Here is a 21962-nt window from a genome sequence, read left to right as displayed (position 1 = left end):
CGGCAAGAACTTCTAGGAGGGCCCTGGTCATGCAAACGTACGTGCCGAAGGAGATTAAGCCCCGTTGGGTTTTGATAGACGCCGAGGGCAAGACCCTGGGGCGGCTCGCCACCCAGATCGCCACCCTCCTCAGGGGCAAGCACCGCCCCGACTGGACCCCCAACGTGGCCATGGGGGACTTCGTGGTGGTGGTCAACGCCGACAAGATCCGCCTCACGGGGAAGAAGCTCAAGCAGAAGATCTACACCCGCTATAGCGGCTACCAGGGGGGCCTCAAGGAGATCCCGGCGGAAAAGATGCTCGCCACCCACCCCGAGCGGGTGCTGGAGCATGCGGTGAAGGGCATGCTCCCCAAGGGGCCCTTGGGGCGGAAGCTCTTCAAGCGGCTTAAGGTCTACGCCGGGCCCACCCACCCCCACCAGGCGCAGAAGCCCGTGAAGCTGGAGGTCCAGTGATGGAGCAGTATTACGGCACCGGCAGGCGTAAGGAGGCGGTGGCCCGGGTATTCCTAAGGCCCGGAAGCGGCAAGGTCACCGTGAACGGCCAAGACTTCCAGGACTACTTCCAGGGCATCGTGCGGGCGGTGGCCGCCCTGGAGCCCCTTCGGGTGGTGGACGCCTTGGGCCGCTTTGACGCCTACATCACCGTGAGGGGTGGCGGCAAGAGCGGCCAGATTGACGCCATCAAGCTGGGGGTGGCCCGGGCCCTCTTGCGCTACAACCCCGACTACCGGGCCAAGCTCAAGCCCTTGGGCTTCCTCACCCGCGACCCGCGCATGGTGGAAAGGAAGAAGTACGGCAAGCACAAGGCCCGCCGGGGACCCCAGTGGTCCAAGCGCTAGGCGTAGCCCTTCCCTCCCCCCGGGACCCATCCCGGGGGGTTTTGCCTTCGCGCCTCCAGGGCCTCCCGCAGGGCCTCCCGGGAGAAGGCGTGGACCTTCCCGTGCCTTAGGTAGACGAGCCTGGCCTCCGCCTCCACCCCCAGGGCCCTTCGCACCGCCTCGGCGTAGAGGGCGAGCTGGAAGCGGTAGGCCTCGGGCTCCATCTTCTGGTCGGTCTTGTAGTCGTCCAGAAACCACCTCTCCCCCACCCGGTAAAGGCGGTCCAGAACCCCGTACCAGACGGTGCCCCCCAGGGGGAGGACCAAGGGGAGCTCGGGGTGGTCCTCATCCCGGGCCTCGAGGGCGGGCAGGACCCCGCCCAAAAGGGCCTGGTAGCGGGAAAGGAGGCCCTTCACCTCGGCGAGGAGGGCCTCCTTTTCCCCCTCGGCGAAGGGGAAGACCACCTCCTGGAGGAGGAGGGACGCCATGGCCGCCTCGTCCCGGGGGTCCAGGTTGCGGGCGATGGCGTAGTGGACCAGGGTGCCCAAGGCCCTGGCGTACTCCGGCATAGCCTCCCCTTCCAAGGCCTCCGCCAAGGGCTTGGGCTCCTCCTTGCGGAGGGCGCTCGGGGAGAAGACCCGGGGCAAGGGGCTCTGCTCGAGGCGCCAGTTGGCGTAGGGGGCGGGTTTTTGGCTTTCTACCCCCTTCCTTGCAGGCGCCTGAAGGGTGGGGGCCACGGGGTGGCGGCGCACCAAGGGGTCTTCCCCATCGGGTCCTAGGCCCAAGAGGGAAAGGGCTTCCGCCCAAGGCCCGGGGCGCCCGGAGAGGCTTCCCGTGAGGAGGAGGACGTCCCTTGCCCGGGAAAGGGCCACGTAGAGGAGGCGCAAGGCCTCTTCCCTCTGGGCCTTCTTCAGGGCCTGGGCCAAGGGCCCATAGCCTGGGGTCCCCTTCAGGGCCACCTCTCCCCTCTCCCCCACCAGGAGGGGCTCCTGGTCCGGGCGCTCCCCCCGGGCCAGGTCAAAGACCGCCACCGCCCGCCACTCCAAGCCCTTGGCGGCGTGGACGGTGAGGAGGTGGACGCCCTCGCCCCCCTCGGGGAGCTCCCCGGCCTCGTGGTCCTTGGCCCGCACTTTAAGCCACTCCAGGAGGGCCTCGAGGTCGGGAAAGCGCTCGCGGGCGGCCAGGAGGAGGAGGGCGTCCAGGTTGGCCCGGGCCCGGGGAGGGAGCTTTTTCAGGAAGCTTTCCTCCTGCGCCAAGGTCCTTAGCGCCTCCAGGGGCCTCCGCTCCGCCAAGGACCTAAGCCAGGCCAGGCGCCCCCTGGTCTCCTCGGGCAGGTGGGGGATGGGGTCTTCCCGCCTTAAGGCCTCCTCCACCTCCCCAAGGTCCAGGCCCAAAAAAGGCCCCCGCAGGAAGGCGAGGAGGGAGAGGCGCTCCTCGGGGGTAGGAGGGCCTTCCAGGAGGGAAAGCCTCAGGGCGTGGTAGAGGTCCCGCACCTCGGGCCGGGTGAAGAAGCTCTGCCCCCGCCGCAGGACGTAGGGCACCCCCTGGGCCCGGAAGGCCCTTTCCAGGAGGGGAAGGCTCGTGCGGCTCCGCACCAGGACGGCCATCTCGCGAAACTCTACCCCCTCCTCCCGGAGCGCCTTAAGCCTCTCCGCCAAGAGGTGCGCCTCAAAGGCCCGCTTGGCCTCCAAAGGCGCCTCCCCCACCACCCAGTGCACCTCCACCCGGCCCTCCTCCTCCCTAAGGGAGACCAGGGGAGCCCGCTCCTCCTCGGGGAAGAGGGCCAGGAAGCGGTTGAGGAAGTCGGCCACCCGCTTGGCGTGGCGGCGGCTTTCCCGAAGCTCATGCCTTTCCGCCCGGGCCAGGGCTTGGCGGAAGACCTCCACCCGGGCGTTGCGGAAGAGGTAGATGGACTGCTTGGGGTCCCCCACGGCCACAAGCCTCGCCCCCGCCTTCTCCAAGGCCCCGAAGAAGCGGGCCTGCAGGGGGTTTACGTCCTGGTACTCGTCCACGAAGAGATAGGGAAAGCGGGCCACCAAGCGCTCAAGGGCCTTCGGGTGATGCGCGAGCTTCAGGGAAAGGGCCTCGAGGTCGCTTGGACTTAAGGCCTCCGAAAGCCGCTTGCGGTAGCCCGAAAGGGCCTCCCCGTAAAGGTCCACGAGGAGGCGGTTCTCCTCCCCAAGGGGGGAAAAGGCCTCCGCCAGGGAGCGCTTCTCGTAGAGCTTCTGGAGGCGTTCCTCCCAATGGGAGGGAAGGCCCTTGAGGTAGAGGAGGCTTCGCACCTCCTCCAGGAACACGCCCTCCGCCAAAAACTCGTCCAAGACGGCAAAGTCGGGGTCTAGGGAGAGGAAGGGGGCGGTGTGGCGCAGGGCCTCGGCCATGAAGCCGTGGATGGTGGTGAAGACTGCCCCATAGACCTCCCGCTTGGCCTCCCCGTCCCCCAAGGCCTCCACCGCCTCCAGGATGCGCCCCCTCAGCTCCTCCGCCGCCTTGCGGGTGAAGGTGATGGCGGCCATGCGCCTAAGGGGAACCCCCGCGCGGAGGCTAGCCAGGAGCTCCTGCACCAAGGTGTGGGTCTTCCCCGTGCCCGCCGAGGCCACGTAGAGCTTCATAGCGCCTCCTTGCGGCAGACATCGCCCAGTTGGCAGGTATGGCAGTGCGCGCCAGGCTTGGGGTCAAAAACCCCCGCTTCCCACCCCTGCAGGGCCTCCTCCACCCGTGAGCGCACCTCCTGTGCCTGGGGAAGGAGGCTCTTCCGGTCAAAGGGTGCCTTGCGCCAGGGCCTGGGGCGTTCCAACCAGGCCCAGGTCCAGAGGTACACCCTGTCCACGTCTTCCCGTCGCAACAGGGCCTCCAGCGCCATCCACTCTGTCCAGCGGTCCCTCGGGTTCAGGTCGGGGTCCTTCCCCTGGGGCAGGAGGCGGTAGAGGTGCAGGGTCTTCCCTTCCCGCCGCACGCCGTCTAGCCGGAGGGCGTAGCGCTTGCCCCGCCAAAGCTTCCAAAACTCCATCCCCTCCAGGTGGTCCTGGTGCTTGGCAAGCCAAGGGCCCACCTCGGGGTCTTCCTTGAGGCGCGCAAGCTCCCTGGGCAGAAGGTGCCAACCCAGGGCCTCTTGCTCCCCGTCCGAAAACCCAAAGCGCTCGGCGTAGGCGCGGAAGGGGCACTCCCGGTAGCGGCGGAGGACCTCGAGGTGGGGCGGCGGGGCCTTGCTCCGGGGCGGGGGGGATGCGAAGGGCTCAAAGGGCAGGGCCTCTAGAAGGCTTGCCGGGGGCAAGGGCTCTGGCCTTTCCCCCTTCTCCAAGGGCTCATAGGGCCCCGAGGGCCCCGCCTCCGGGTAGAGGAGGAAGACCTCCTCCCCCCGGCTCGCCACCTCCTCTTGGAACAGGGGGTCTAGCCCCCGAAGCCGCCGGGGAAGCCCCTGGAGAAGGCCCCTCTCCCGCAACTCCTCCAGGAGGAAGTAGTCCTCCCGCTCCCCCAGGGTGTACCGCCCGGCGAGCCACTCCAACACGTAGACCCGCCGGGCCCTCACCCCCGTGGCCCGCAAGGGGGGAAGGAGGGGGACGCCCCGTTCCGGCTCGGGGGGCAGGGTTTCGTCCAGGAGGAGGCTCCGCCACCAGGGAAGGGGATTTCCCCGGTCCACCCGCAGGGCCAGGCGGAGCCGGGCGAGAAAGGGCTCCTTGGCGGAAACCCCAAGCCGCTCCAAGACCGCTTCCCCCCAGGCCAAGGGGTCCTCCCCTGGGGTCCTCAGGGCGCAAAAGGCCCGCCACTCCTCCAGGAGGCCCTCCCGCTCCGCCAAGGCCCCTAAGGCCTCCTCCCCCGCCAGGCCCAGGCGGAGGGCCTTCCGCCCCAGACGGGGAAACCCCAAGGCCAAGAGGTCCCTTCCCGTGGGAAAGGGGTTGAGGAGGGCAAGGACCCTTTCCCCGTCCTCCGTGTCCGCCAGGGCCCGCTCCCTGCCGTCCACCAGGGGAAGGCCGTACTCCTCCTTGAGGAGGAGGAGGCCGGGGATGCGCCCTTCCGGGGCCACCACCAGGATGTCCTCCGGGCTAAGCCCCTCCCCGCCCAGCTCCTTGGGGGCGAGGGCCCGCTTCAGGGCCCGGAGGAGGTAGCGGCTCTCCTCCACGGGGTTGGCGAGGGCGTAGACCTGGCGCCGGATGGGCCTTGGCGAAAGCTCCTCCATAGGCTCAAGCCCCTCGGGGAGGAGCTCCAGGGTGAGGAGGACGGGGACCTCCTGCGCCAGGCGGCGGAGGAAGCGGAGGTCCAAGGGGCCGATCTCCCGGAAGCCGTCCACCACCACCAGGCCCGGCCTCGGAAAAAGCCTTAAGGGCACCTTCCCGGCCAAGCGGCGGAAGTCATCGTAGTCCAGGGCCCTTCCCTTAAGCCTCTCGTAGCGGAAGTAGACCCGCCTCAGCCGCCCCGCCTCCCCCTCCTTGGGCAGGGCGAAGGGGGAAAGGCCAAACCGCTTCAGCTCGGCGATGGCCCGGGCGAAGAGGCGGGCCTCCCCCGGGGCCACCTGGGGCCCGAAAAGGGTCCGCAAGGCCTCCCCCACCAGGGCCACCCGCCCCGCCCCGGGCAGAAGGGGGCGAAGCCTCCCCGCCTCCGCCACCACCCGGTAGTAAAGGGCCTGGAAGGAGAGGAACTCCAGGCCCAAAAAAGCCCCCCTCTGCGCCAAGAGGCGGTAGAGGTAGGCCCGTTGGTGGGGAAGCCCCACCCACCACACCCTTTCCCGCCGCCCGAGGGCCTCCAGGGCCTTTTCCAGGGCCCAAGCGGTCTTCCCCGAAGCCGGCGGCCCCACCACGGGATAGAGGCCCGGCTTCATATGGGCCTAGTTTACTCAGGGAGAAAAGCCTTCTAAGGGCAAAGGGGAAAAGTCCTTGGCCAAGCGCAAAACCCCCACCACCCGCCCCCGGTGAAGGACGAAGCAACGGTACTCCTTCTCCCCCACCACCACGAAGCGGGCCAGGGTGAGCTCGCGCAGGAAGGGCAGGGGCCGCCGGCCCAGGGGGCGGCCTCGAGGGGGTCCGGCGTGGGGCATGGGCCTTCCCCCCTCCAGGGCCAGGAGGAGGAGGGGGTGTTCCCGGCCCAGAAGGACCAGGACCACCCCGTCCTCCCGGTAGAGGGCCTGCACCTCCAGGGTCCGCACCACCTCCACGCAACGGGCGAGGGCCCGCTCCTCCCCTCCTTGGGCCCAGGCCAGGCCCAAGAGGAGGAGAAGGGCGAGCCCCCGCATCTAGAAGCCCCGCTCCGCCGAGATGAGGGCCAAAGCCGCCCGGGCCAGGAGGAAGGCCCTACCCGGCTCCTTCTCCAGCCTGCCCTTGGCCTCCGCCACCAGGTCCTTCACCAAGGGGTCCTGGGCGCGGTAGTAGGCAAGCTCCTTTTCCGCCCGGTCCACGGCCAGCCTCGCCCCCTCCGCCCACCGGGGCGCCGAGGCCCTTGCCTCCTTCCCCCAGGCCCGAGGCCCAGGGCCATGGCCGTGGTGGAAGCCCATGCGGGGAGCGGGGCGGGCGGGCGCCTTCGCCTGAGGCTCTCCCTGGGCCGCCCGGTAGAGGAGGAGGGCCGCCTGGGCCTCCCGGGCCGCCTTGAAGTAGGCCTTGGCCTCAAAGTCCTTCTCCGCCCTGGCCTGCACCGCCTTGGCCCAGTCCAGAAGCTTGGCCTCCCCCTGGGCGGTCTGGGCCAGGGCCTGGAGCCGGGCCAAAGCCGAGGCCGCCAGGGCCGCCTGGCGGTACTCCGTCCCTTGGGCCAAGGAAAGGCCCATAGCCAAGAGAACCACACCGAAAAGGGCTTTGCGCATCCCCATCACCTCCGCCCCCCAACCTAGCCCCCTTGGCCAAAGCCCGCAGCGGGGGAAACCTTAAGCGGAGCCAAAGGCAGGTAAAGCCCCACCGCCGCCCCGCCCCGGTTCTCCGCCCGCGCCCTTCCCCCGTGGGCCCGGGCCACCGCCGCCACCAGGGCAAGCCCAAGCCCCGTTCCCCGTCCCCCGTGGACAAAAGGCTCCAGGACCCGGGGAAGGAGGGTTTCGGGGAAGCCGGGCCCGCTATCCACGAGCCAAAGCCAAACCCCCTCGCCCTCCCTGAGGATCTCCGCCCGCACCGGGGGCTTCCCGTGGCGGCGGGCGTTTTCCAAGACGTTCTCCACCGCCAGGGCCAGAAGCTCGGGGTCCACTAGGACCTCCGCGTCCCCCACCCCCTCCACGCCCCGCTCCCGCAAGAAGGCGGCGAGGCTTACGGGCTTTAGGCGCAAGGGGGTGGCCTCCAACTGGGAAAGCCGAAGGAGGCCCGCGAGGAGGGCCTCGAGGCGCCCCACCTCCCGCAAGGCCCCCTCCAGGGCCTTGGGCTCCCCCTTTCGGGCCAGGACCTCCAGGTACCCCTTTAGGGCGGCCAAGGGGTTCCTGAGCTCGTGGGAGGCGTGGCGGGCGAAGCGGCGGGCCTGGGCTTCCTTTTCGGAAAGCTCCTCCAGCAGTCCCCGCACCCGGGCGAGGAGGCCGTTGAGCGCCTCCACCACGGGCCTAAGCTCCGCCACCTGGGGGGAAGGGAGGGGGGCGAGGTCCTGTGGGGTGCGGCCCTGAAGGGTTTGGGCGAGCGCCTTCAGGGGCCCCAAGGCCCAGGAAAGCCCCAAGGCGGCCAGGGCGAAGACCAGGAGCAAAACCCCACCCCCCCAGGTGGCGTAGAGGAGGAGAAGGCGCCGCCCAAGCCCCGCCACCCCCTCCAAGGGCACCGCCAGGCCAAACCCCCCGCCTTCCCGGGGCAGGGCCACGTAGAGCACCCCCCGCCACACCCCTTGGTAGGCCCGCCCCTCCGCCAGGGCCGGCAGGAGGGCGGGGGGCAGGGCGAAGGGGGCGAGCTCGGTGGTGCGCACCCCTTCCCCCACCACGAACCCCGTGCCGCCCCCGAAAACCTGGCTTAGGCGGAAAAGCTCCGCCAAAAGCGCCTTCTCCTCCTTGGGGCCCTCCTCCTTGAGGAGGAAAAGCCGGGTCAAAAGGGCCCGCCGCAGGTCCTCCGTGGCCGCCCGCTCCGCCTCCCGGGCCGAGAGGAGGGCAAGGGGAAAGGCGAGGAGCAGAAGCGCCAAGAAGAGGAGGGCGAAAAGCCTCGCCCTAAGGGAGGAAAAGGCGGTACCCATAGCCGCGAAGGGTCTGGATGGGGTTCGGCTCCCCCAAGGCCTTGCGCAGGGCGGAGAGGTGGACCTCCAGGGTGGCGGGCTCCACCACCTCCCCCCAGACCTTAAGCATCAGGGCCTCTTTGGAGAGCACCTCCTCGGGGTGTTCCAAAAAGGCCTTGAGGAGGAGGAAGGCCTTGGGGGAAAGGCTAAGCCGCCTTTCCCCCCTATAGGCCTCCATGCGCCTCGGGTAGAGGCGGAGGTCCTTGTAGGAGAGGACCTCCTCGGGCCTCCTAGCGCGCCTCCCCAGGGCCTCGAGGCGGGCCAGAAGCTCCTGGAGGCTATAGGGCTTCACCAGGTAGTCGTCCGCCCCCTCCCTCAAGCCCTTCACCCGCCACTCCACCGCATCCAAGGCGGTGAGCATGAGCACGGGCACCTCCGAGCGGGCCCGGATCTCCTTGAGAAGGGAAAAACCGTCCCCTTCCGGCAGAAGCACGTCCAGGACCACCACCTCCGCCCAAGGGAGGAGGGCCAAGGCCTCCTTGGGGCTTTCCGTGGCCCTCACCTCGTGCCCCTCCAGGGATAGCCCCAGGCTGAGGGCCTCCCGCACCCCAGGGTCGTCTTCCACCAAGAGGACCCTCATGCCGGGTTCCGCCATGCCCCCAAGGCCCGCACGGGGGCGTAGACCTCCAAGGGCGGAAGGGCCTCCCCCGTCTTTAGGTCCAGGCGGTGGAGGCGGCTTGACCCCCTGCGGGCGGCGTAGAGGATGCCCTCCAAGGGCAGAAGCTCCACCAGGCTCCGGGCGTCCTCCCCTTCCAAAAGGGGCAGGGGCCAGGAGGCGAGGAGGGCCCCGGAGAAGTCCACCACCCGCACCTTGGCCGCCTCCACGTCGTAGAGGTAAAGCCTGTTTCCGTCCGCCCCCACGCCCCCGAGAAGCCTGAGCTCCTCGCTTTCCCTAGAGCGGCGGAAGGCGTAGCGGGAGAGGTACCGCCCGTCCAGGCCCAGGCGTTGCACCTGGCGGTTCCCGTAGTCCAGGACGAAGAGGGACCCCGCCGCCGCCACCAGGGCCTTGGGGTCTTGGAAGGTGCCGCGGCCCGGCCCCTGCCCGCCAAAGCGCCCCTGGTACCGCCCTTCCAGGTCCAGGCGGCTGATGGTGGCGGTCTCGGCGTCCAGGACGTAAAGGGCCCCGTCCGCCACCGCCAAGGAGGCGGGGAAGAGGAACTCCCCGGGCTTCATCCCGTAAGGCCCTGCGGAAAGGAGAAGCTCCCCTTCCGGGGAGAAGCGGTGGAGGAGCTTGGCCCCGTGCTCAAAGACGGAAACCCAAATCCCCCCTTTGGGGTCGGCGGCCACGGAGAGGGGGGGGGCGGAGAAGTGGCCCGGGGCGGAACCGATGCCGGAGATGAGCCTGGAGGCGGTGCCCTTCAGGTCCAGAAGGCGCACGCTTCCCTTCTTGGCCTCCACCCCAAGGAGGAGGTAGAAGGGGTGGGGCAGGCCCTTTTCCTCCTCCCAGGGCCCCTCGAGGCCCCGGATCACCTCGTCCAGGCTGGGCCGCTTGGCGGGGTCCTTCTCCAGCATCTTGAGGACCAGGTCCGAAAGGGCCTGGGGGATTTCCGGCCTGAGCTGCTTGGGCGGGGTGGGCACCTGGAAGATCTGCTGGTGGATCACCGTCTCGTACCCGCCCGTGAAGGGGGGCTGGCCCGTGAGGGCCTCGTAGAGCACGATGCCCAGGGAGTAGATGTCCGAGCGGTGGTCCAGCTTCTGCCCCTTGGCCTGCTCTGGGCTCATGTAGACGGGGGTGCCGATGCGGGCCCCGGTGATGGTGAGCCGGGTTAGGACCTTCCCGGCGGCGATGCCGAAGTCCATGAGGCGCACGCCCCGGGGATCCACCCCGTCCTCCCTGAGGGCCCCCTTGAGGACCATGATGTTCCCCGGCTTGATGTCCCGGTGGACGATGCCTTGGGCGTGGATGTGCTTGAGGGCGTCCGCCACCCGGGCCAGGATGGCCGTGGCCTGCTTGAGGCTCAGGCGCCGCTCCTCTATGAGCTTGTCCAGGCCCTCCCCCTCCAGAAACTCCATGGCGATGAAGTGCACCCCGTCCACCTGGCCGTGGTCGTAAACCTTGACGATGTTGGGGTGGTCCAGCTTGGCCAAGACCTCCGCCTCCCGGTGGAAACGGCGCACGAAGCGGGGGTCGCCCACGAAGCGCTCCTGGGGCACCTTTAGGGCCACCAGGCGGCCCGTCTTCTTGTCCTTGGCCTTGTAGACCGTGGCCATCCCCCCTACGCCCACCTTCTCCAGGATCTCGTAGCGTTGGGAAAGGGCCTGGGTCTCCTCCGTGGTCTTGGGCCCCTCCCGCTTGGCTGCCCTGGCCGGGCGGCGGGCAGGCCTCCGCCTCGGCCCCAGGTAGACCCGGGGGGCGGCCAAGGCGCCGAGGGCGAGGAGGAGCCAGGGAAGGGCCACTTCCAACCTAACCCCCGTGGCCACCCCCGCCCCGGTGAGGAGAACGAGGAGGGAAAGGAGGGGCCAAGGGGAAAGCCGCGCCGCCAAAAGGGCGGTAAGGAGCACCAGGAGAACGGCCAAAAGTCCCTGCATCACTCCACCCGTAAGGCCACGGCGGTGACGTTGTCGTCCCCGCCCCGGCGAAGCGCCTCGGCCAGGAGGGCCTCGAGGCTCCCCTGTAAGTCCTTGCCCAAGGCCCACTCCTCCTCGGGCACCAGCCCATAAAGCCCGTCCGTGGCCAGCAAAATCCCTTCCCCAGGGGCGAGGCGCACGGGGATCACGTCAAAACGCGCCTCGGGCAGACCCAGGGCGCGGGTGAGGACGTGGCGGTAAGGGTGGCGCTCGGCCTCCGTGGGGGTAAGGACGCCCTCCTTCACCCTCTCCGCCACCCAGGAGTGGTCCTCCGTGAGGCGCCTAAGCCCCCCTAGCCCCAGGAAGTAGGCCCGGGAGTCGCCGATGTGCCCCACCACCCCCTCCTTGAGCCAGTCGGCGTAGAGGAAGGCGGTGAGGGTGGTGCCCATCCCCTTCCTCCCGGGCTTTTCCGCCTCCTTCTCCACCCGTTTCTGCGCCAGGGTAAAGGCCTTTTCCATGACCTTGGAAAGCCCCACCGCCGGCCGGCCCGTGGAGAGGTGCTCGGCGTAGGCGCGCACCGCCTCGGACAGGGCCTCAATGGCCACCTTGCTCGCCCACTCCCCGGCCTCGAGGCCCCCCATCCCGTCCGCCACCGCCAGGAGGAGGAGGTTGCCCTGGGGCACCTCCAGCCTCAGGACCCGGTGAAAGTCCTCGTTGTTCTGGCGGCGTCCCACGTGGGACACGGCGGCCACGCTAAACCGGGGAGCCAGGCGCATCGGCCTCATTGTATAGGATGGAAACGTGGAGCACCTGGCCGACCTGGTGGACCTTTACGAGTACCGGGTGGAGGACCTGGTGGCGGGCCGCACCCCCAAGGGGGGCAAGAAGGCCCTTTTGGCCCTTCGCGCCTTTCTGGCCCAAACCCGCCTCCCCGGCCCCCTGGCCAAGCGTTTCCGCCAGGCGGACGCCCGCTTCCGCGCCCTCCGGGGAAACCTTGCGCCTCCCCCATCCCCCCCCGAACTCCCCACCCTGGTCCCCGAGGAGCCCGAAGCCCCTCCCCCTCCCGACACCGCCCCCGCCCTCAAGGCCCTGGCCAAGAAGGTGTGGCGGCTATGGGTGGAGCGGGAAGCCAAGGCCCGGGCCAAGGACCTCCTCCCGGGCAGGCGGGAGGAGCTCAGGCTCATCCACGCCTTCTTGCAAAACTACCTGGACTACCGGGAAAAGGAAGGCTTCAAGCGGGACTTCAACCTCTCCCGCTTCGCCCCCACCCACCCCATCCCCTCCCTTTCGGAAAGCCTCTTGGACCTGGAGGACCCCAAGGTGGCGGAGGCCCTCCTCCTGGAGTTCCTGGAAACCGCCCTCCACATCCCCGAGGACCTCCCCTTGCCCCCCGAGGAGACCAAGGCCTACGTCCGGCGCTTCCTGAACCGCATCCTGGAGTGGGAGGAGGCCTACGGCCTGCCCCCTAAGCGGGACCTCCTCGCCTTGAGGCGGGCCCTGGAGGAGGCCCGGCGCCTTGGCGCCAGCCCCCAGGAGATCGCCCACCTGGAGGAGCGCCTAAAGAAAGAGGCCCAGGAGGAGAGAAGGCGGGAACTCCTTTTGGAAGAGGAAAAGCGCCGCTTCCAGGTGGCCTCGGAAAAGGTCCTCGCCCTCCTCAACCTGCTTCCCACACCCCAGGGGGAAACCCCTTGGCCCAAGGTGCCCGAGCCCGGTGGAGGGGAGGAAAGCCTCCTCACCCTTCCCCTTTCCCCAGGCCGGATCCCCCTCGGCCCCCTGGTCCTCACCTTAAGCCAGGTGGAGGGCGTCTGGCACCTGGGCCTAGGGGGGGAGGACCACATTCTGGAGGAAACCCTGGTCCTCCCTTGGGAGGACCTCGAGGTCTGGGCGGTGCGGGAGGGGAACCTCTTGCACCTCCGCTTGGAGGCGCGAAGCGGCCTCAGGCTCTACGAGCTTCTGGCGGAAGGCCGCCTCCTCGCCCTCCTCCTATCCCCCAAGGAGGACTACGCCTACCTGCGCCTCCTCCGCGCCCTCTCCGCCAAGCTCAAGGGGGAGTTCCAACCCCAAGGCTTTGGGAAAGAGCTTGCGGAAAAGTTCCGCCAAGCCCCGGAGGAAGCCCTCCAGGACTTCGCCCGCAAGCTCTTGGACCTCACCCTAAGGCGCCTGGGCCCCGCCGATCCCCATCCTCCCCTCGCCCAGGTGGGCGAGGCCTTGGGAGTTTCCCAGGAGGCCCAAACCCTGGCGGAAGCGCTCAGGGAGTACCTGGGCCGCCGCCCTCCCACCCGGGAAACCCTGGGCGGGGAGGTGCACCTCCTTTCCTTAACCCCAGAGCCCCTAGCCTTAAGGCTGGGCTCCTCTGTCCTTTCGCTCCGCCTAAAGGAAGATGTGGTCTACGTGGGCCAGGCGGGGGAAGTGCCCAAACGGCTTAGGGACCTCCTGGTCTACCGCCTTCCCGAGGCCCATCTGGTCCTGGCCCGGGAAGGGAGGCGCCTTGCGTATCTGGTGGTCACGCCCCCCTAGCCGCCAGGGTAATCTGGTATAATCCCCGGAAAGGGGGTTTTATGAAAGTCCTCCGGCACAAAGCCTTTGCCCGGCTCATCCTGGCCTACCTGGTTTCCCAAGCGGGAAGCAAGATCCACCGGGTAGCCCTTCTCGTCCTCATCTACCTCCTGACGGAAAACGCCCTGTGGGTTTCCTTGACCCTGGGGGTGCAACTCCTCGGCACCGTGGTCTTCTCCCCCCTCCTTTCCGCCTGGGCCGACACCCAAGACCGCAAGCGCCTCCTCGTCTGGTCGGACCTCCTGAGGGCCCCCCTGGTGGCCCTCATTCCCCTCCTCGGGGCCAAGAGCCTGCCCTTTTTGCTCCTCCTGGTCTTCCTCATAGAGCTCCTCCGCGACCTCCACGACCCCATCCAGAACGCCGTGGTGCCGGATCTGGTCCCCAAGGAGGAGGTGGACGAGGCCAATAGCCTCATCCTCCTCTCGGACCGCCTCTCCGAGGTCCTCTTCGTGGGGGCAGCCGGGGTCCTGGTGGCGGCGGTGGGCCCCGCCTACGCCTTTTACCTGGACGCAGCCACCTATTTGGCCTCGGGGCTTCTCCTCCTCGGGCTTCCCTCCTTGCGGCCGGAAAAGGTCTCCAAGGCGGGCTTCTTTGCCCGGGTAAAGGAGGGCCTGGGCCACCTCTGGCAAACCCCTCCCATCCGCCGGGCCGTGGGCACCCTTTTCGCCGCCGCTGCCTTCGGCTCCGTGGAAACCGCCTTGGGCGTGGTGCTCGCCCTCAAGTGGCTAAAGGTGGGCTCGGCGGGCTTTGGCTTCATGGAAGCAGCCATGGCCCTGGGGGCCATCCTGGGGGGGCTTGCCCTGCCCAAGCTCCTCGCCAAGGTGCCGCGGGAAAGGCTTTTCCTCATGGCCCTCTTGCTCTTCGGCCTTTTTGAGGCCTCCGTGGGCCTCGTCCCCGTCTTCGCCTGGGTCTTGGTGGCCTTCTTCGTGGGAGGGTTCCTCAACATGGCCTTCATCGTCCCCGCCCGCTCCATCCTGCAGCTCAACACCCCTCAGGAGCTGCGGGGGCGGATCTTCGCCGCCTTCGGCGCCGTGATGAACGCCGCCGTGCTCCTGGGCACCATGCTGGGCGGGGCCCTGGAAGGCCCCTTGGGCGCCCCCACGGTCTTCCTCCTGGCCGGGCTTGGCGTCTCCCTCGCCGCCGCCTACACCCTCCTCACCGGGGGCATCCCCGCCCCGAAGGAGCTGCGCCAGACCCAAGAGGCATAGTGAGGACGTGAAACGGGTGGCGCTTTTCACCGACGGGGCCTCCTTGGGCAACCCGGGGCCTGGAGGGTGGGCGGCTCTCCTCCGTTATGGAAGCCGGGAGAAACTCCTTTCGGGGGGAGAACCTTGCACCACCAACAACCGCATGGAGCTCAAGGCGGCGGTGGAGGGCCTCCTGGCGCTTAAGGAGCCCTGCGAGGTGGACCTCTACACGGATAGCCAGTACCTCCAAAAGGCCTTCACCGAAGGCTGGTTGGAAAGGTGGCGGAGAAACGGCTGGCGGAAGGCGGAGGGCGGGCCAGTAAAAAACCAAGACCTGTGGCGGGCCCTCCTCGAGGCCATGGCCCCCCACCGGGTGCGCTTCCACTGGGTGAAGGGCCACGCCGGCCACCCGGAAAACGAGCGGGTGGACCGGGAGGCCCGGCGCCGGGCGGAGGAGGCAAAGCGAAAGGGCCTCCCCTGCCCCCCACCCCCGGAAGGCACGCTTTTTTCCTCCTAGGCGAAAAAGCGTTATACTCAAGCCATGCTGGAAACCGCCCTCCGCCCCGAGGACCGGGAAAACCCCGCCTTCAAGGCCAACAAGGACGCCTGGGTGGCCCTGGTGCGGGACTTTAGGGAAAGCCTGGAGAGGGTACGCCAAGGCGGGGGCCCGAAGGCCATTGAGCGGCAGCACCAAAAGGGCCGCCTCACCGCCCGGGAGCGCATCCAAAGGCTCATAGACCCGGGCACGGAGTTCTACGAGCTCATGGCCTTCGCCGGCTACGGCCTGTACGAGGAGTGGGGCGGGGCCCCTGCGGGCGGGGTCATCACCGGTCTAGGCCGCATCGCCGGCCGGGACTGGATGATCATCGCCAACGACGCCACGGTGAAGGCGGGGGCCTTCTTCCCCATCACCGCCAAGAAGGTGATCCGGGCCCAGACCATCGCCTTGGAAAACCGCATCCCCACGGTCTATCTGGTGGACTCCGCCGGGGTCTTCCTGCCCCTACAGGACGAGGTCTTCCCCGATCAGGACGACTTCGGGCGCATCTTCTACCTTAACGCCCGCATGTCCGCCCTGGGCATCCCGCAGATCTCGGCCATCATGGGCAACTGCGTGGCCGGGGGGGCCTACCTTCCCGTGATGACGGATGTCCTCATCATGACGGAGGGGAGCGGGCTCTACCTGGCGGGTCCCGCCCTGGTGAAGGCGGCCATCGGGCAGGAGGTGTCCTCGGAGGAGCTTGGGGGGGCAAGGATGCACGCGGAGGTCTCGGGCACCGTGGACTTCTACGAGCCCACGGACGAGGCCGCTATAGAACGCATCCGGGCCCTTGCCGCCCTCTACCCGCCCCCCCGGCTCGCCCCCTGGGCCGAGGAGCGGAAGGAGGTGCGGGAGCCCCTCTACCCCATAGAGGACCTCTACGGCCTCATCTCCCCCGATGGCGCTAGGCCCTACGACCTAAGGGAGGTGATCGCCCGGATCGTGGACGGCTCGGAGTTTTTGGAGTACAAGGCGCACTACGGGGAGACCCTGGTCACGGGCTTCGCCCGCATCGGGGGCTTCCCCGTGGGGATTGTGGGGAACCAGCGCCTGGTCCTCAAAAAGAAGGGGCGGATTGAGGTGGGCGGGGTCATCTACCCCGAGGCGGCGGACAAGGCGGCGCGGTTTATCCTCGAGGTCAACCAGATGGGCATCCCCCTCCTCTTCCTTCAGGACGTCACGGGCTTCATGGTGGGCAAGGAGGCGGAGCAGGCGGGAATTATCCGCCGGGGGGCTAAGCTCGTCAACGCCGTCTCCAACTCCGTGGTGCCCAAGATCACCCTGATCCTCGGGGGCTCCTTCGGGGCGGGGAACTACGCCCTGGCGGGGAAGGCCTACGCCCCCCGCTTCCTCTTCGCCTGGCCCAGCGCCAAGTACGCCGTGATGGGCGGGGCCCAGGCGGCCAAGACCCTCTTGGAGTTGGAGGTGGAAAAGCTCAAGCGCCAAGGCCAAGCGCCCTCGGACGAGGAGCTAAGGGAGCTCTACGAGCGCATCAAGGGGCGCTACGAGGAAACCCTAGACCCCCGGTACGCCGCCGCCAGGCTTTGGGTGGACGGGGTGATCTTCCCCCACGAAACGCGGAAGTGGCTTATCAAGGCCCTCGAGGCCTGCGCCCTGAACCCGGAGAGGGAGCCTTTTAGGGTGGGGGTGTTCCAGGTATGAAGGCCAAGTGGGTGGAATGCCCCCGCGACGCCTGGCAGGGCTTTGCCCGCTTCATCCCCACCGAGGAGAAGGTGGCCTTCTTGAGGAAGCTTTTGGAGGCGGGCTTCCGCCATCTGGACCTCACCAGCTTCGTCTCCCCCAAGTGGGTGCCCCAGATGCAGGACGCCGAGGAGGTGCTCAAGGCGCTTCCTCCCCCAGAGGGGCGCACCTACCTGGCCATCGTGGCCAACGAAAAGGGCCTGGAGAGGGCCCTGGGGGCGGAAAACCTCACCCACGTGGGCTACCCCTTCTCCCTTTCGGAAACTTTCCAGCGCAAGAACACGAACCGCTCCATCGCCGAGTCCTGGCCCTTGGTGGCGGGGATGGTGGAGGCGGTAAGGGGGCGGCTTGGCCTCGTGGTCTACCTCTCCATGGCCTTCGGCAACCCCTACGGGGACCCTTGGAGCGTGGAGGGGGTCCTCGAGGCCATCGCCCGGCTAAGGGACCTGGGCGTAAAGGAGATCGCCCTGGCGGACACCTACGGGGTGGCGGACGCCGAGCGGGTCTTCGCGGTGCTGAGCCGGGCCGTGGAGCGCTTCGGCCCCGAGGGGCTTGGGGCCCACCTCCACGCCCGGCCCGAGGGGGTCTTGGCCAAGGTGGAGGCGGTCTTAGAGGCGGGGGTCTATTGGCTGGAAGGAGCCCTGGCGGGGGTGGGGGGGTGCCCCTTCGCCGGGGACGAGCTCGTGGGCAACCTGCCCACGGAAAGGGTCCTGCCCTTCCTGGAAGAAAGGGGCTTCGCCACGGGGGTAGACCTAAGCCGCCTCCCCTTTTTGGCGGAGGAGGCGGCGCTTCTCAAGGTCCGCTACGCCTAGAAGGTCAGCACGATCTTCCCGCGCCCGTGGCCCGAATCCATGCGGGCATGGGCCTTGCGCAGGTTTTCCAGGGTAAAGGGCAAGACCTCGGCCAGAAGGGGCTTGGCCTGGCCCCGCTCAAAGAGGGGGCGCATCTCCTCAAGCCGCTTGCGCTCCCGGGTGAGGAAAACCCCATAGAGGGTTTGGTTTTTGGTATATAGACCAGACAGGTTCCCCTGGGGAGGGAGGATGGTGGCGATGCGGCCAAAGGGGCGCACCACGGGGATGACCCGCTCCACCAGGTTCTCCCCCGCCGTTTCAAAGGCGGCATCCACGCCTAGGCCCTCCGTGGCCCGGAGCACCTCCTCCTGCCAAGCGCCCCGGTAGTCTAGGGCAAGATCCGCCCCGAGTTCCCTTAACACAGGGAGGTTCTCCTGGCTCGCCGTGGCGATGACGAAGGCCCCAGCAGCCTTGGCAAACTGAACGGCGAAGGAGCCCACGCCCCCGGCGCCCCCCATGACGAGCACCGTTTCCCCGGGGCGCACCGCCAAACGGCGCACCACCGCTTCCCAGGCGGTTCCTCCGGCCAAGGGTATGGCCGCCGCCTCGGCAAAGGAGAGGTTCTTGGGTTTCCTCGCCACGAGGCCAGCCGGCACCGGGGTGAACTCCGCATACGTCCCGTGGGGATTGCCGAAGATCTCCGGGGTGTAGTAAACCTCATCGCCCTCCTTGAGGTCCTTCACCCCAGGGCCCACCTTAGCCACCACCCCCGCGGCATCGTAGCCCAGCACGAAGGGAGGCTCCACCCCTGCCCAACGCCCCGCTGCCCGGATCTTGGCGTCCACGGGGTTCACGGCCACGGCGAGGTTCTTCACCAGGACCTCCCCAGGTCCCGGCTCGGGCACAGGCAGGTCCCCTTCCTCTAGCATGTCCAGGCCACCAAAACCCCTAAGCACCACGGCACGCATAGAGCACCTCCGGGCTCCAACCTACCGCAGGCCACAGCCCCCTTTTGTGAAGAAGGTTGCTAGGCCACTTGTCGTAGGTAGATGCCGGGGTCCGTGGGGTTGGCGATGGCCAAAACCCGCTGGACGAGCACCTCGGGGGGCAGGTCCAAAAGGGCCGTCATCTCCCCCGGGGAGACCACGGCCTCGTAGAACCTCCGCGCCCCTCCCTTTAGGAGGAGGGCCATGAGCTCCGCCAAGGCCTCCTCTCCCCCGGGAAAGGCGGGGCCGAAGGCGTCGGGGGTGAGGAGGTCCTTCTTTCCCCCGTGGATGAGGAGGGCATAGCGGGCCCTATCCCTCCGGTCCTGCCAGTCGGTGATGAGGTAGACCTTGGCCTCGGGAAGGCGAACCCCCCTTAGGGCCTCCTCCAGGGCCTTCAAGGTGAGCTTGGGCGCCGCGCGCAGGCCAACGCGTTCCATGCCTCCATCTTACGCCCAAGGGTAGGGGGCAAACGCCCTAGAGGAGCTTGCGGGCGTAGATGACCTGGCCGGCGTGGTGCTGGGCGTGCTCCACCAGGTGGTGGAGGACATGGGCCCTGGGGGCCCTCACCCCCAGGTGGCCCACGGCGACCTCCTCGGCCAGGGCCTCCTCCTTGACCCCCTTGAAGGCGGTGAGGAGGACCTCCCAGGCTTCCTTAAAACGGGCCACCACCGCCGCTTTTGGCTCCGCCTCCCCCTGAAGCTCCCACTCCCGGCCCCGCTTGGCCCACTCGGGGAGGGGAAGGCCTAGGGCGTAGGCCCCTAGGCGCAAGGAGCTTCCGGTGATGTGGCGCACCAGGCCGCCGATGGGGTTGGCCCCCTCCTTGGGCCGCCACCAGAAGGCCTCCTCCGGGAGGTCAAAGGCCCACTTCTCCAGGTGCAAGGCAACCTCCTCCAAGCCCCTAATCCAAGCGGACACGGCCGGGGAGACCCCGGGCACCAGGGGTTCCAAGAAGGGTGCGGGCATGGCCCCAGTTTACCCCGCTAGACTGAAGGCATGGAGCCTTTGGCCCTTTTGGGGCTCCTCCTTCTCGCCTACCTCCTATGGCCCAGGCGGCCCGCCCGCTGCCCCAGGTGCGGCCTCCCCCGGGGCCTGGCGGAGGAGGTGCGCCGGTATCGGCGCTTCTGCCCCCACGTGGCCTTCCGCGCCTGCCCCTTTGACCCCCGGAAGGGGCTCTACCGCCTAAGGCGATGACCCCAGAGGAAGCCTGGCACGCCCTGGACCTAGACCTCGCCGACTACCTGGCGAAAAAGGGCCTCAAGCCCTCCTGCCGGGCGGGGTGCTTTGCCTGTTGCTTCGGCCTCGTGACCCTTTCCCGCCTCGAGGGCGAAGCCCTCCTCCCCCACCTCACGGAAGCGCAGAAAAACCGGGTCCTGCGGGAAGGGAAGCGGCGCCTCGCCCTCCTGGCCCAGGGAAAGGACGAGGAGGACTTCCCAAGCCGCTTCTTCCGAAGCCGCACCCCCTGCCCCTTCCTGGAGGAGGGGCTTTGCGGGGTCTATCCCCATAGGCCCCTGGCCTGCCGGGGCCTCCTCACCGCCGGCGACCCCGCCCTCTGCGCCCCCGAAGCAAAGACCCCCAAGGGGCACTTCCTCCCCACTCCCTGGCGCATGGCCCACCGCAAAATGGAGCTTCTTTGGGAAGAGGAGGAAAGGCGCTACGGCCACGTGGTGGTGGGGGAGATGGTAAGCCTTCTCTACCTTCTCCTGAAAGGGCTTCCCCAGGGCAGGGAGGAGGTGGAAAACCGCCTAGCGGCCCTGGGGGTCCTGGGGGGAAGGTGGGGGTTCCAGCTAATCCCCACCGCTCAGTAGACCTGTTCCCGCTGCCCGTAGCTAAAGACCGCTACCCCCGTCACCTGGTCCTGCCCCGTGGTGGGGAAGAAGGGCGGGGCCACGCCCTGAAGGAAACGGCGGTCGTAGGTGAAAGCCCGTCCGTAGCCCGTGGAATTCTGACCGGTCTGTGCATTAAAGGTTCCGAAAGCTCCGTAGTACTTTTGGATGATGCCCCCAATAAGGTAAACGTTCCCCTTTTCCGAGATGGAGTTATAGTTCTCCACCGCCACCACCCCCTTGGCGCTCATGAGAGAACCGTGGATGTGTAGGTTGCGAGGGGCATCTTTGTCTATGAGTACATCACCATCCTGGCTGTAGACGCCAAGGACATTCCGCGCGTTGAGGTTGTCGCAGGTAGCAGGGGTTACCGTGCCGTCCACGTTCCGGGTAGGCACCCCGGAGCAAGGGGGGGTTTCGTACTTGAGGTCGCCGGTAATCTGAATGGTGCCCGTGGCCGCCACGGTGATCTGGGCAAACTCCGCAAGGGCAGGGCCTGCCGTGCTCGGATCGTTGGGGCTAGTCCTCTGGGGACCCCGCAGGCTCTGGATCGCCCCATCGCTAAAGATCACCCCGTTGAAGTACACGTCGCTTCCGTTCCGTTGCACGGCCTGCCAGGTGGTCGTCTGGCCCTGGGCAACCTCCTGGTAAAGCTTCCGGTCCTCCCCGTAGCGGTACTTTTCCGTTTTGGTCTGATTGCAGTTGTTATTCTGACAATAGGTCACGGTAATGTACTGGTACTTGGTCACCCCCACGGGGAGAGGCAGGCTGCAAGGCACCTCGAGGCCGGTGGCCTCGTTCACACACACCCGCCTGAGCTCCAGGCTGGTAATGGTGCGCTGGAAGTACAGACCAGCGCTTTGCGCCGCGCTCCTCTGGTCCTGGTTGTTCTGGGGCAAGGGAATAAAGGGAGCGTTCCAGTCCACCCCCGCCGCAAACTGGGGAGCGTGGGTGCCGTAGGTGTTCCGGTAGGAAGGGGCGTTAGCGGAGGGTTGCATATCGCTTGCACGCACGAGGTTCCCTCCGTTAACGCCATAGAAATAGGCCCCAGGCCTGGTCTGGCCGCTGCAACCACTATCCCCCGGGTTGGTGCACCCTGCGCTCGTCACCTCACCCCCAAACCAAGGCTGGCGGTAGAAGCGGAAGTGATTGTTGGTGTGGACAGGGCCATCAAAAAGCGTACGGTCCGTAAACCACACGTCCGTGCCGTTTGGCAGGGTATGGATGTGGGTAAAAAGCGCCCACCTAGCAAAACTTGCCCGCCCCACAACAAACCGGTACTCCCCCTGCAAGACGATGTTGCGGCGGTAAGGCCCAAGCCCCGCCTCCGCCACCATGACGAAGGGAAGGGCATAGGTCTGGGATGCCCCGCTCCCTACACCCCGCGGGGCCCCCTCTACAAAACGCCCCTCGGGGAGGCGGGTATTGGGCGGAAGGCTTTGCCCACAGGCGCTTGCGGTGAAGTGGACCCTTAGGGTCACCGTGGCGTTCAGACCGGAAGGAGCCAGGTTCCGCGGCGTCCCCCCAGGACACAGGTAGCCATCCACCTGCGTTTGGAACTGCAAGGCCACCTGCGCTAAGGCCTGGGCCACGGCCACGGGATCGGGATTGGAGCCCGTTTGACAGTTGCTGCTCCCCCCATAGGCCCAGCAGTCCGTGGTGCTGGCGGTGCTCCGCACAATGGCGCTCAAACGGTCCCGGGCCGTGGTGCTTAAGAAGGTTCCCCCTGTGTTCGCAGCACCCCGGGCTAGCATCAGGGTCTGGACGATCCCTTGATCCTGGCCGCTATGGCGAATCTCGCCCAAGGTACGCAGGAAAAGCAAGGTGCCTATTCCCGAAACCACCAAAACGGTAGCCAGGGCGATAACCAAAGCGATGCCTCTTTGCCGCATACCCT

General features: G+C 67.9%; 21 protein-coding genes. 9 read left to right on the top strand and 12 right to left on the bottom strand.

The window, feature by feature from the left end; all coding sequences use genetic code 11:
• Window positions 1-29 precede the first annotated feature (29 nt).
• Together rplM and rpsI are read left to right on the top strand one after the other, a co-directional pair.
• Complete coding sequence (gene rplM / locus L0C60_RS01610) at window positions 30-455, top strand: 50S ribosomal protein L13 (RefSeq protein ID WP_234504353.1); 426 nt, start codon at window positions 30-32, stop codon at window positions 453-455.
• Entirely contained in the window at window positions 455-841 is a 387-nt protein-coding gene (gene rpsI / locus L0C60_RS01605) for a 30S ribosomal protein S9 (RefSeq protein ID WP_234504350.1), read from the top strand. Before rplM ends, rpsI begins: the two co-directional genes overlap by 1 nt.
• On the opposite strand, the gene L0C60_RS01600 is transcribed toward rpsI, so the two are convergent.
• From L0C60_RS01600 to L0C60_RS01565, 8 genes are read right to left on the bottom strand one after another with little or no spacing between them, the layout of a single operon-like run.
• Window positions 838-3432 (bottom strand): UvrD-helicase domain-containing protein, encoded by a 2595-nt coding sequence (locus L0C60_RS01600; RefSeq protein ID WP_234504347.1) that lies wholly within the window; start codon window positions 3430-3432, stop codon window positions 838-840. The two genes, rpsI and L0C60_RS01600, sit on opposite strands and share 4 nt — an antisense overlap.
• Complete coding sequence (locus tag L0C60_RS01595; RefSeq protein WP_234504345.1) at window positions 3429-5636, bottom strand: PD-(D/E)XK nuclease family protein; 2208 nt, start codon at window positions 5634-5636, stop codon at window positions 3429-3431. The genes L0C60_RS01600 and L0C60_RS01595 overlap by 4 nt, the downstream gene beginning before the upstream one ends.
• 15 nt (window positions 5637-5651) lie before the next feature.
• Window positions 5652-6047, bottom strand: a complete 396-nt coding sequence (locus tag L0C60_RS01590) for a hypothetical protein (protein WP_234504343.1) — start codon at window positions 6045-6047, stop codon at window positions 5652-5654.
• On the bottom strand, window positions 6048-6608 hold the full coding sequence (locus L0C60_RS01585) for a hypothetical protein (protein ID WP_234504340.1): 561 nt from the start codon (window positions 6606-6608) through the stop codon (window positions 6048-6050). It lies immediately after the preceding gene.
• A 23-nt stretch (window positions 6609-6631) separates the two neighbouring features.
• Entirely contained in the window at window positions 6632-7933 is a 1302-nt protein-coding gene (locus tag L0C60_RS01580) for a sensor histidine kinase (protein ID WP_234504337.1), read from the bottom strand.
• Window positions 7908-8552, bottom strand: a complete 645-nt coding sequence (locus L0C60_RS01575; RefSeq protein ID WP_234505144.1) for a response regulator transcription factor — start codon at window positions 8550-8552, stop codon at window positions 7908-7910. Before L0C60_RS01575 ends, L0C60_RS01580 begins: the two co-directional genes overlap by 26 nt.
• The gene (locus L0C60_RS01570; RefSeq protein ID WP_234504334.1) at window positions 8549-10501 is read right to left on the bottom strand and encodes a protein kinase domain-containing protein; all 1953 of its coding nucleotides are present in this window, start codon (window positions 10499-10501) and stop codon (window positions 8549-8551) included. Before L0C60_RS01570 ends, L0C60_RS01575 begins: the two co-directional genes overlap by 4 nt.
• Window positions 10501-11256: a PP2C family protein-serine/threonine phosphatase gene (locus L0C60_RS01565; RefSeq protein ID WP_234504331.1), complete on the bottom strand. Its 756-nt coding sequence runs from the start codon at window positions 11254-11256 to the stop codon at window positions 10501-10503. Before L0C60_RS01565 ends, L0C60_RS01570 begins: the two co-directional genes overlap by 1 nt.
• A gap of 25 nt (window positions 11257-11281) precedes the next feature.
• Between L0C60_RS01565 and L0C60_RS01560 the strand changes: the two genes are divergently transcribed.
• Genes L0C60_RS01560 through L0C60_RS01540 form a run of 5 tightly spaced genes read left to right on the top strand, consistent with a single transcriptional unit; the run spans window position 11282 to window position 17277 of the window.
• The gene (locus tag L0C60_RS01560; RefSeq protein ID WP_234504328.1) at window positions 11282-12997 is read left to right on the top strand and encodes a hypothetical protein; all 1716 of its coding nucleotides are present in this window, start codon (window positions 11282-11284) and stop codon (window positions 12995-12997) included.
• A 41-nt stretch (window positions 12998-13038) separates the two neighbouring features.
• Window positions 13039-14244 carry an MFS transporter gene (locus L0C60_RS01555; protein WP_234504325.1) on the top strand — a complete coding sequence of 402 codons (1206 nt, stop codon included), beginning with the start codon at window positions 13039-13041 and terminating at the stop codon, window positions 14242-14244.
• Window positions 14245-14251: 7 nt separating this feature from the next.
• Window positions 14252-14740 carry a ribonuclease HI gene (rnhA, locus tag L0C60_RS01550; RefSeq protein WP_234504322.1) on the top strand — a complete coding sequence of 163 codons (489 nt, stop codon included), beginning with the start codon at window positions 14252-14254 and terminating at the stop codon, window positions 14738-14740.
• A 24-nt stretch (window positions 14741-14764) separates the two neighbouring features.
• Window positions 14765-16426: an acyl-CoA carboxylase subunit beta gene (locus tag L0C60_RS01545; RefSeq protein ID WP_234504320.1), complete on the top strand. Its 1662-nt coding sequence runs from the start codon at window positions 14765-14767 to the stop codon at window positions 16424-16426.
• Complete coding sequence (locus tag L0C60_RS01540; RefSeq protein ID WP_234504316.1) at window positions 16423-17277, top strand: hydroxymethylglutaryl-CoA lyase; 855 nt, start codon at window positions 16423-16425, stop codon at window positions 17275-17277. Before L0C60_RS01545 ends, L0C60_RS01540 begins: the two co-directional genes overlap by 4 nt.
• Here the strand turns inward: L0C60_RS01540 and L0C60_RS01535 are convergent.
• Genes L0C60_RS01535 through L0C60_RS01525 form a run of 3 tightly spaced genes read right to left on the bottom strand, consistent with a single transcriptional unit; the run spans window position 17274 to window position 19205 of the window.
• Window positions 17274-18224: a zinc-dependent alcohol dehydrogenase family protein gene (locus L0C60_RS01535; RefSeq protein ID WP_234504313.1), complete on the bottom strand. Its 951-nt coding sequence runs from the start codon at window positions 18222-18224 to the stop codon at window positions 17274-17276. The two genes, L0C60_RS01540 and L0C60_RS01535, sit on opposite strands and share 4 nt — an antisense overlap.
• 59 nt (window positions 18225-18283) lie before the next feature.
• Window positions 18284-18679, bottom strand: a complete 396-nt coding sequence (locus L0C60_RS01530; protein WP_234504310.1) for a DUF3197 domain-containing protein — start codon at window positions 18677-18679, stop codon at window positions 18284-18286.
• A gap of 37 nt (window positions 18680-18716) precedes the next feature.
• Window positions 18717-19205 carry a DinB family protein gene (locus L0C60_RS01525; RefSeq protein ID WP_234504307.1) on the bottom strand — a complete coding sequence of 163 codons (489 nt, stop codon included), beginning with the start codon at window positions 19203-19205 and terminating at the stop codon, window positions 18717-18719.
• Window positions 19206-19235: 30 nt separating this feature from the next.
• On the opposite strand from L0C60_RS01525, the gene L0C60_RS01520 reads away from it, so the two are divergent.
• Together L0C60_RS01520 and L0C60_RS01515 are read left to right on the top strand one after the other, a co-directional pair.
• A complete protein-coding gene (locus tag L0C60_RS01520) occupies window positions 19236-19433 on the top strand; it encodes a hypothetical protein (RefSeq protein ID WP_234504304.1) in 198 nt (65 codons plus the stop codon).
• Entirely contained in the window at window positions 19430-20047 is a 618-nt protein-coding gene (locus L0C60_RS01515; protein ID WP_234504302.1) for a YkgJ family cysteine cluster protein, read from the top strand. The genes L0C60_RS01520 and L0C60_RS01515 overlap by 4 nt, the downstream gene beginning before the upstream one ends.
• On the opposite strand, the gene L0C60_RS01510 is transcribed toward L0C60_RS01515, so the two are convergent.
• Complete coding sequence (locus L0C60_RS01510; protein WP_234504299.1) at window positions 20041-21957, bottom strand: DUF4900 domain-containing protein; 1917 nt, start codon at window positions 21955-21957, stop codon at window positions 20041-20043. The two genes, L0C60_RS01515 and L0C60_RS01510, sit on opposite strands and share 7 nt — an antisense overlap.
• Between the last annotated feature and the right edge of the window lie 5 nt (window positions 21958-21962).

This window comes from Thermus hydrothermalis (genome assembly GCF_022760925.1).
Classification (GTDB): domain Bacteria; phylum Deinococcota; class Deinococci; order Deinococcales; family Thermaceae; genus Thermus; species Thermus hydrothermalis.
Note: the sequence above shows the minus strand (reverse complement) of the source record. Positions and strands in the feature narration are given on the sequence as shown.

Excerpts from the sequence above, each read along its gene's own strand:
- rplM (WP_234504353.1), top strand. The coding sequence starts at position 30 with ATGCAAACGTACGTGCCGAAGGAGATTAAGCCCCGTTGGGTTTTGATA.
- L0C60_RS01510 (WP_234504299.1), bottom strand. The coding sequence starts at position 21,957 with ATGCGGCAAAGAGGCATCGCTTTGGTTATCGCCCTGGCTACCGTTTTG.
- L0C60_RS01520 (WP_234504304.1), top strand. The coding sequence starts at position 19,236 with ATGGAGCCTTTGGCCCTTTTGGGGCTCCTCCTTCTCGCCTACCTCCTA.
- L0C60_RS01540 (WP_234504316.1), top strand. The coding sequence starts at position 16,423 with ATGAAGGCCAAGTGGGTGGAATGCCCCCGCGACGCCTGGCAGGGCTTT.
- L0C60_RS01565 (WP_234504331.1), bottom strand. The coding sequence starts at position 11,256 with ATGCGCCTGGCTCCCCGGTTTAGCGTGGCCGCCGTGTCCCACGTGGGA.
- L0C60_RS01590 (WP_234504343.1), bottom strand. The coding sequence starts at position 6,047 with ATGCGGGGGCTCGCCCTTCTCCTCCTCTTGGGCCTGGCCTGGGCCCAA.
- L0C60_RS01535 (WP_234504313.1), bottom strand. The coding sequence starts at position 18,224 with ATGCGTGCCGTGGTGCTTAGGGGTTTTGGTGGCCTGGACATGCTAGAG.
- L0C60_RS01530 (WP_234504310.1), bottom strand. The coding sequence starts at position 18,679 with ATGGAACGCGTTGGCCTGCGCGCGGCGCCCAAGCTCACCTTGAAGGCC.
- L0C60_RS01585 (WP_234504340.1), bottom strand. The coding sequence starts at position 6,608 with ATGCGCAAAGCCCTTTTCGGTGTGGTTCTCTTGGCTATGGGCCTTTCC.
- L0C60_RS01600 (WP_234504347.1), bottom strand. The coding sequence starts at position 3,432 with ATGAAGCTCTACGTGGCCTCGGCGGGCACGGGGAAGACCCACACCTTG.
- L0C60_RS01525 (WP_234504307.1), bottom strand. The coding sequence starts at position 19,205 with ATGCCCGCACCCTTCTTGGAACCCCTGGTGCCCGGGGTCTCCCCGGCC.
- L0C60_RS01580 (WP_234504337.1), bottom strand. The coding sequence starts at position 7,933 with ATGGGTACCGCCTTTTCCTCCCTTAGGGCGAGGCTTTTCGCCCTCCTC.
- L0C60_RS01545 (WP_234504320.1), top strand. The coding sequence starts at position 14,765 with ATGCTGGAAACCGCCCTCCGCCCCGAGGACCGGGAAAACCCCGCCTTC.
- L0C60_RS01570 (WP_234504334.1), bottom strand. The coding sequence starts at position 10,501 with ATGCAGGGACTTTTGGCCGTTCTCCTGGTGCTCCTTACCGCCCTTTTG.
- rpsI (WP_234504350.1), top strand. The coding sequence starts at position 455 with ATGGAGCAGTATTACGGCACCGGCAGGCGTAAGGAGGCGGTGGCCCGG.
- L0C60_RS01575 (WP_234505144.1), bottom strand. The coding sequence starts at position 8,552 with ATGAGGGTCCTCTTGGTGGAAGACGACCCTGGGGTGCGGGAGGCCCTC.
- L0C60_RS01595 (WP_234504345.1), bottom strand. The coding sequence starts at position 5,636 with ATGAAGCCGGGCCTCTATCCCGTGGTGGGGCCGCCGGCTTCGGGGAAG.
- L0C60_RS01555 (WP_234504325.1), top strand. The coding sequence starts at position 13,039 with ATGAAAGTCCTCCGGCACAAAGCCTTTGCCCGGCTCATCCTGGCCTAC.
- L0C60_RS01515 (WP_234504302.1), top strand. The coding sequence starts at position 19,430 with ATGACCCCAGAGGAAGCCTGGCACGCCCTGGACCTAGACCTCGCCGAC.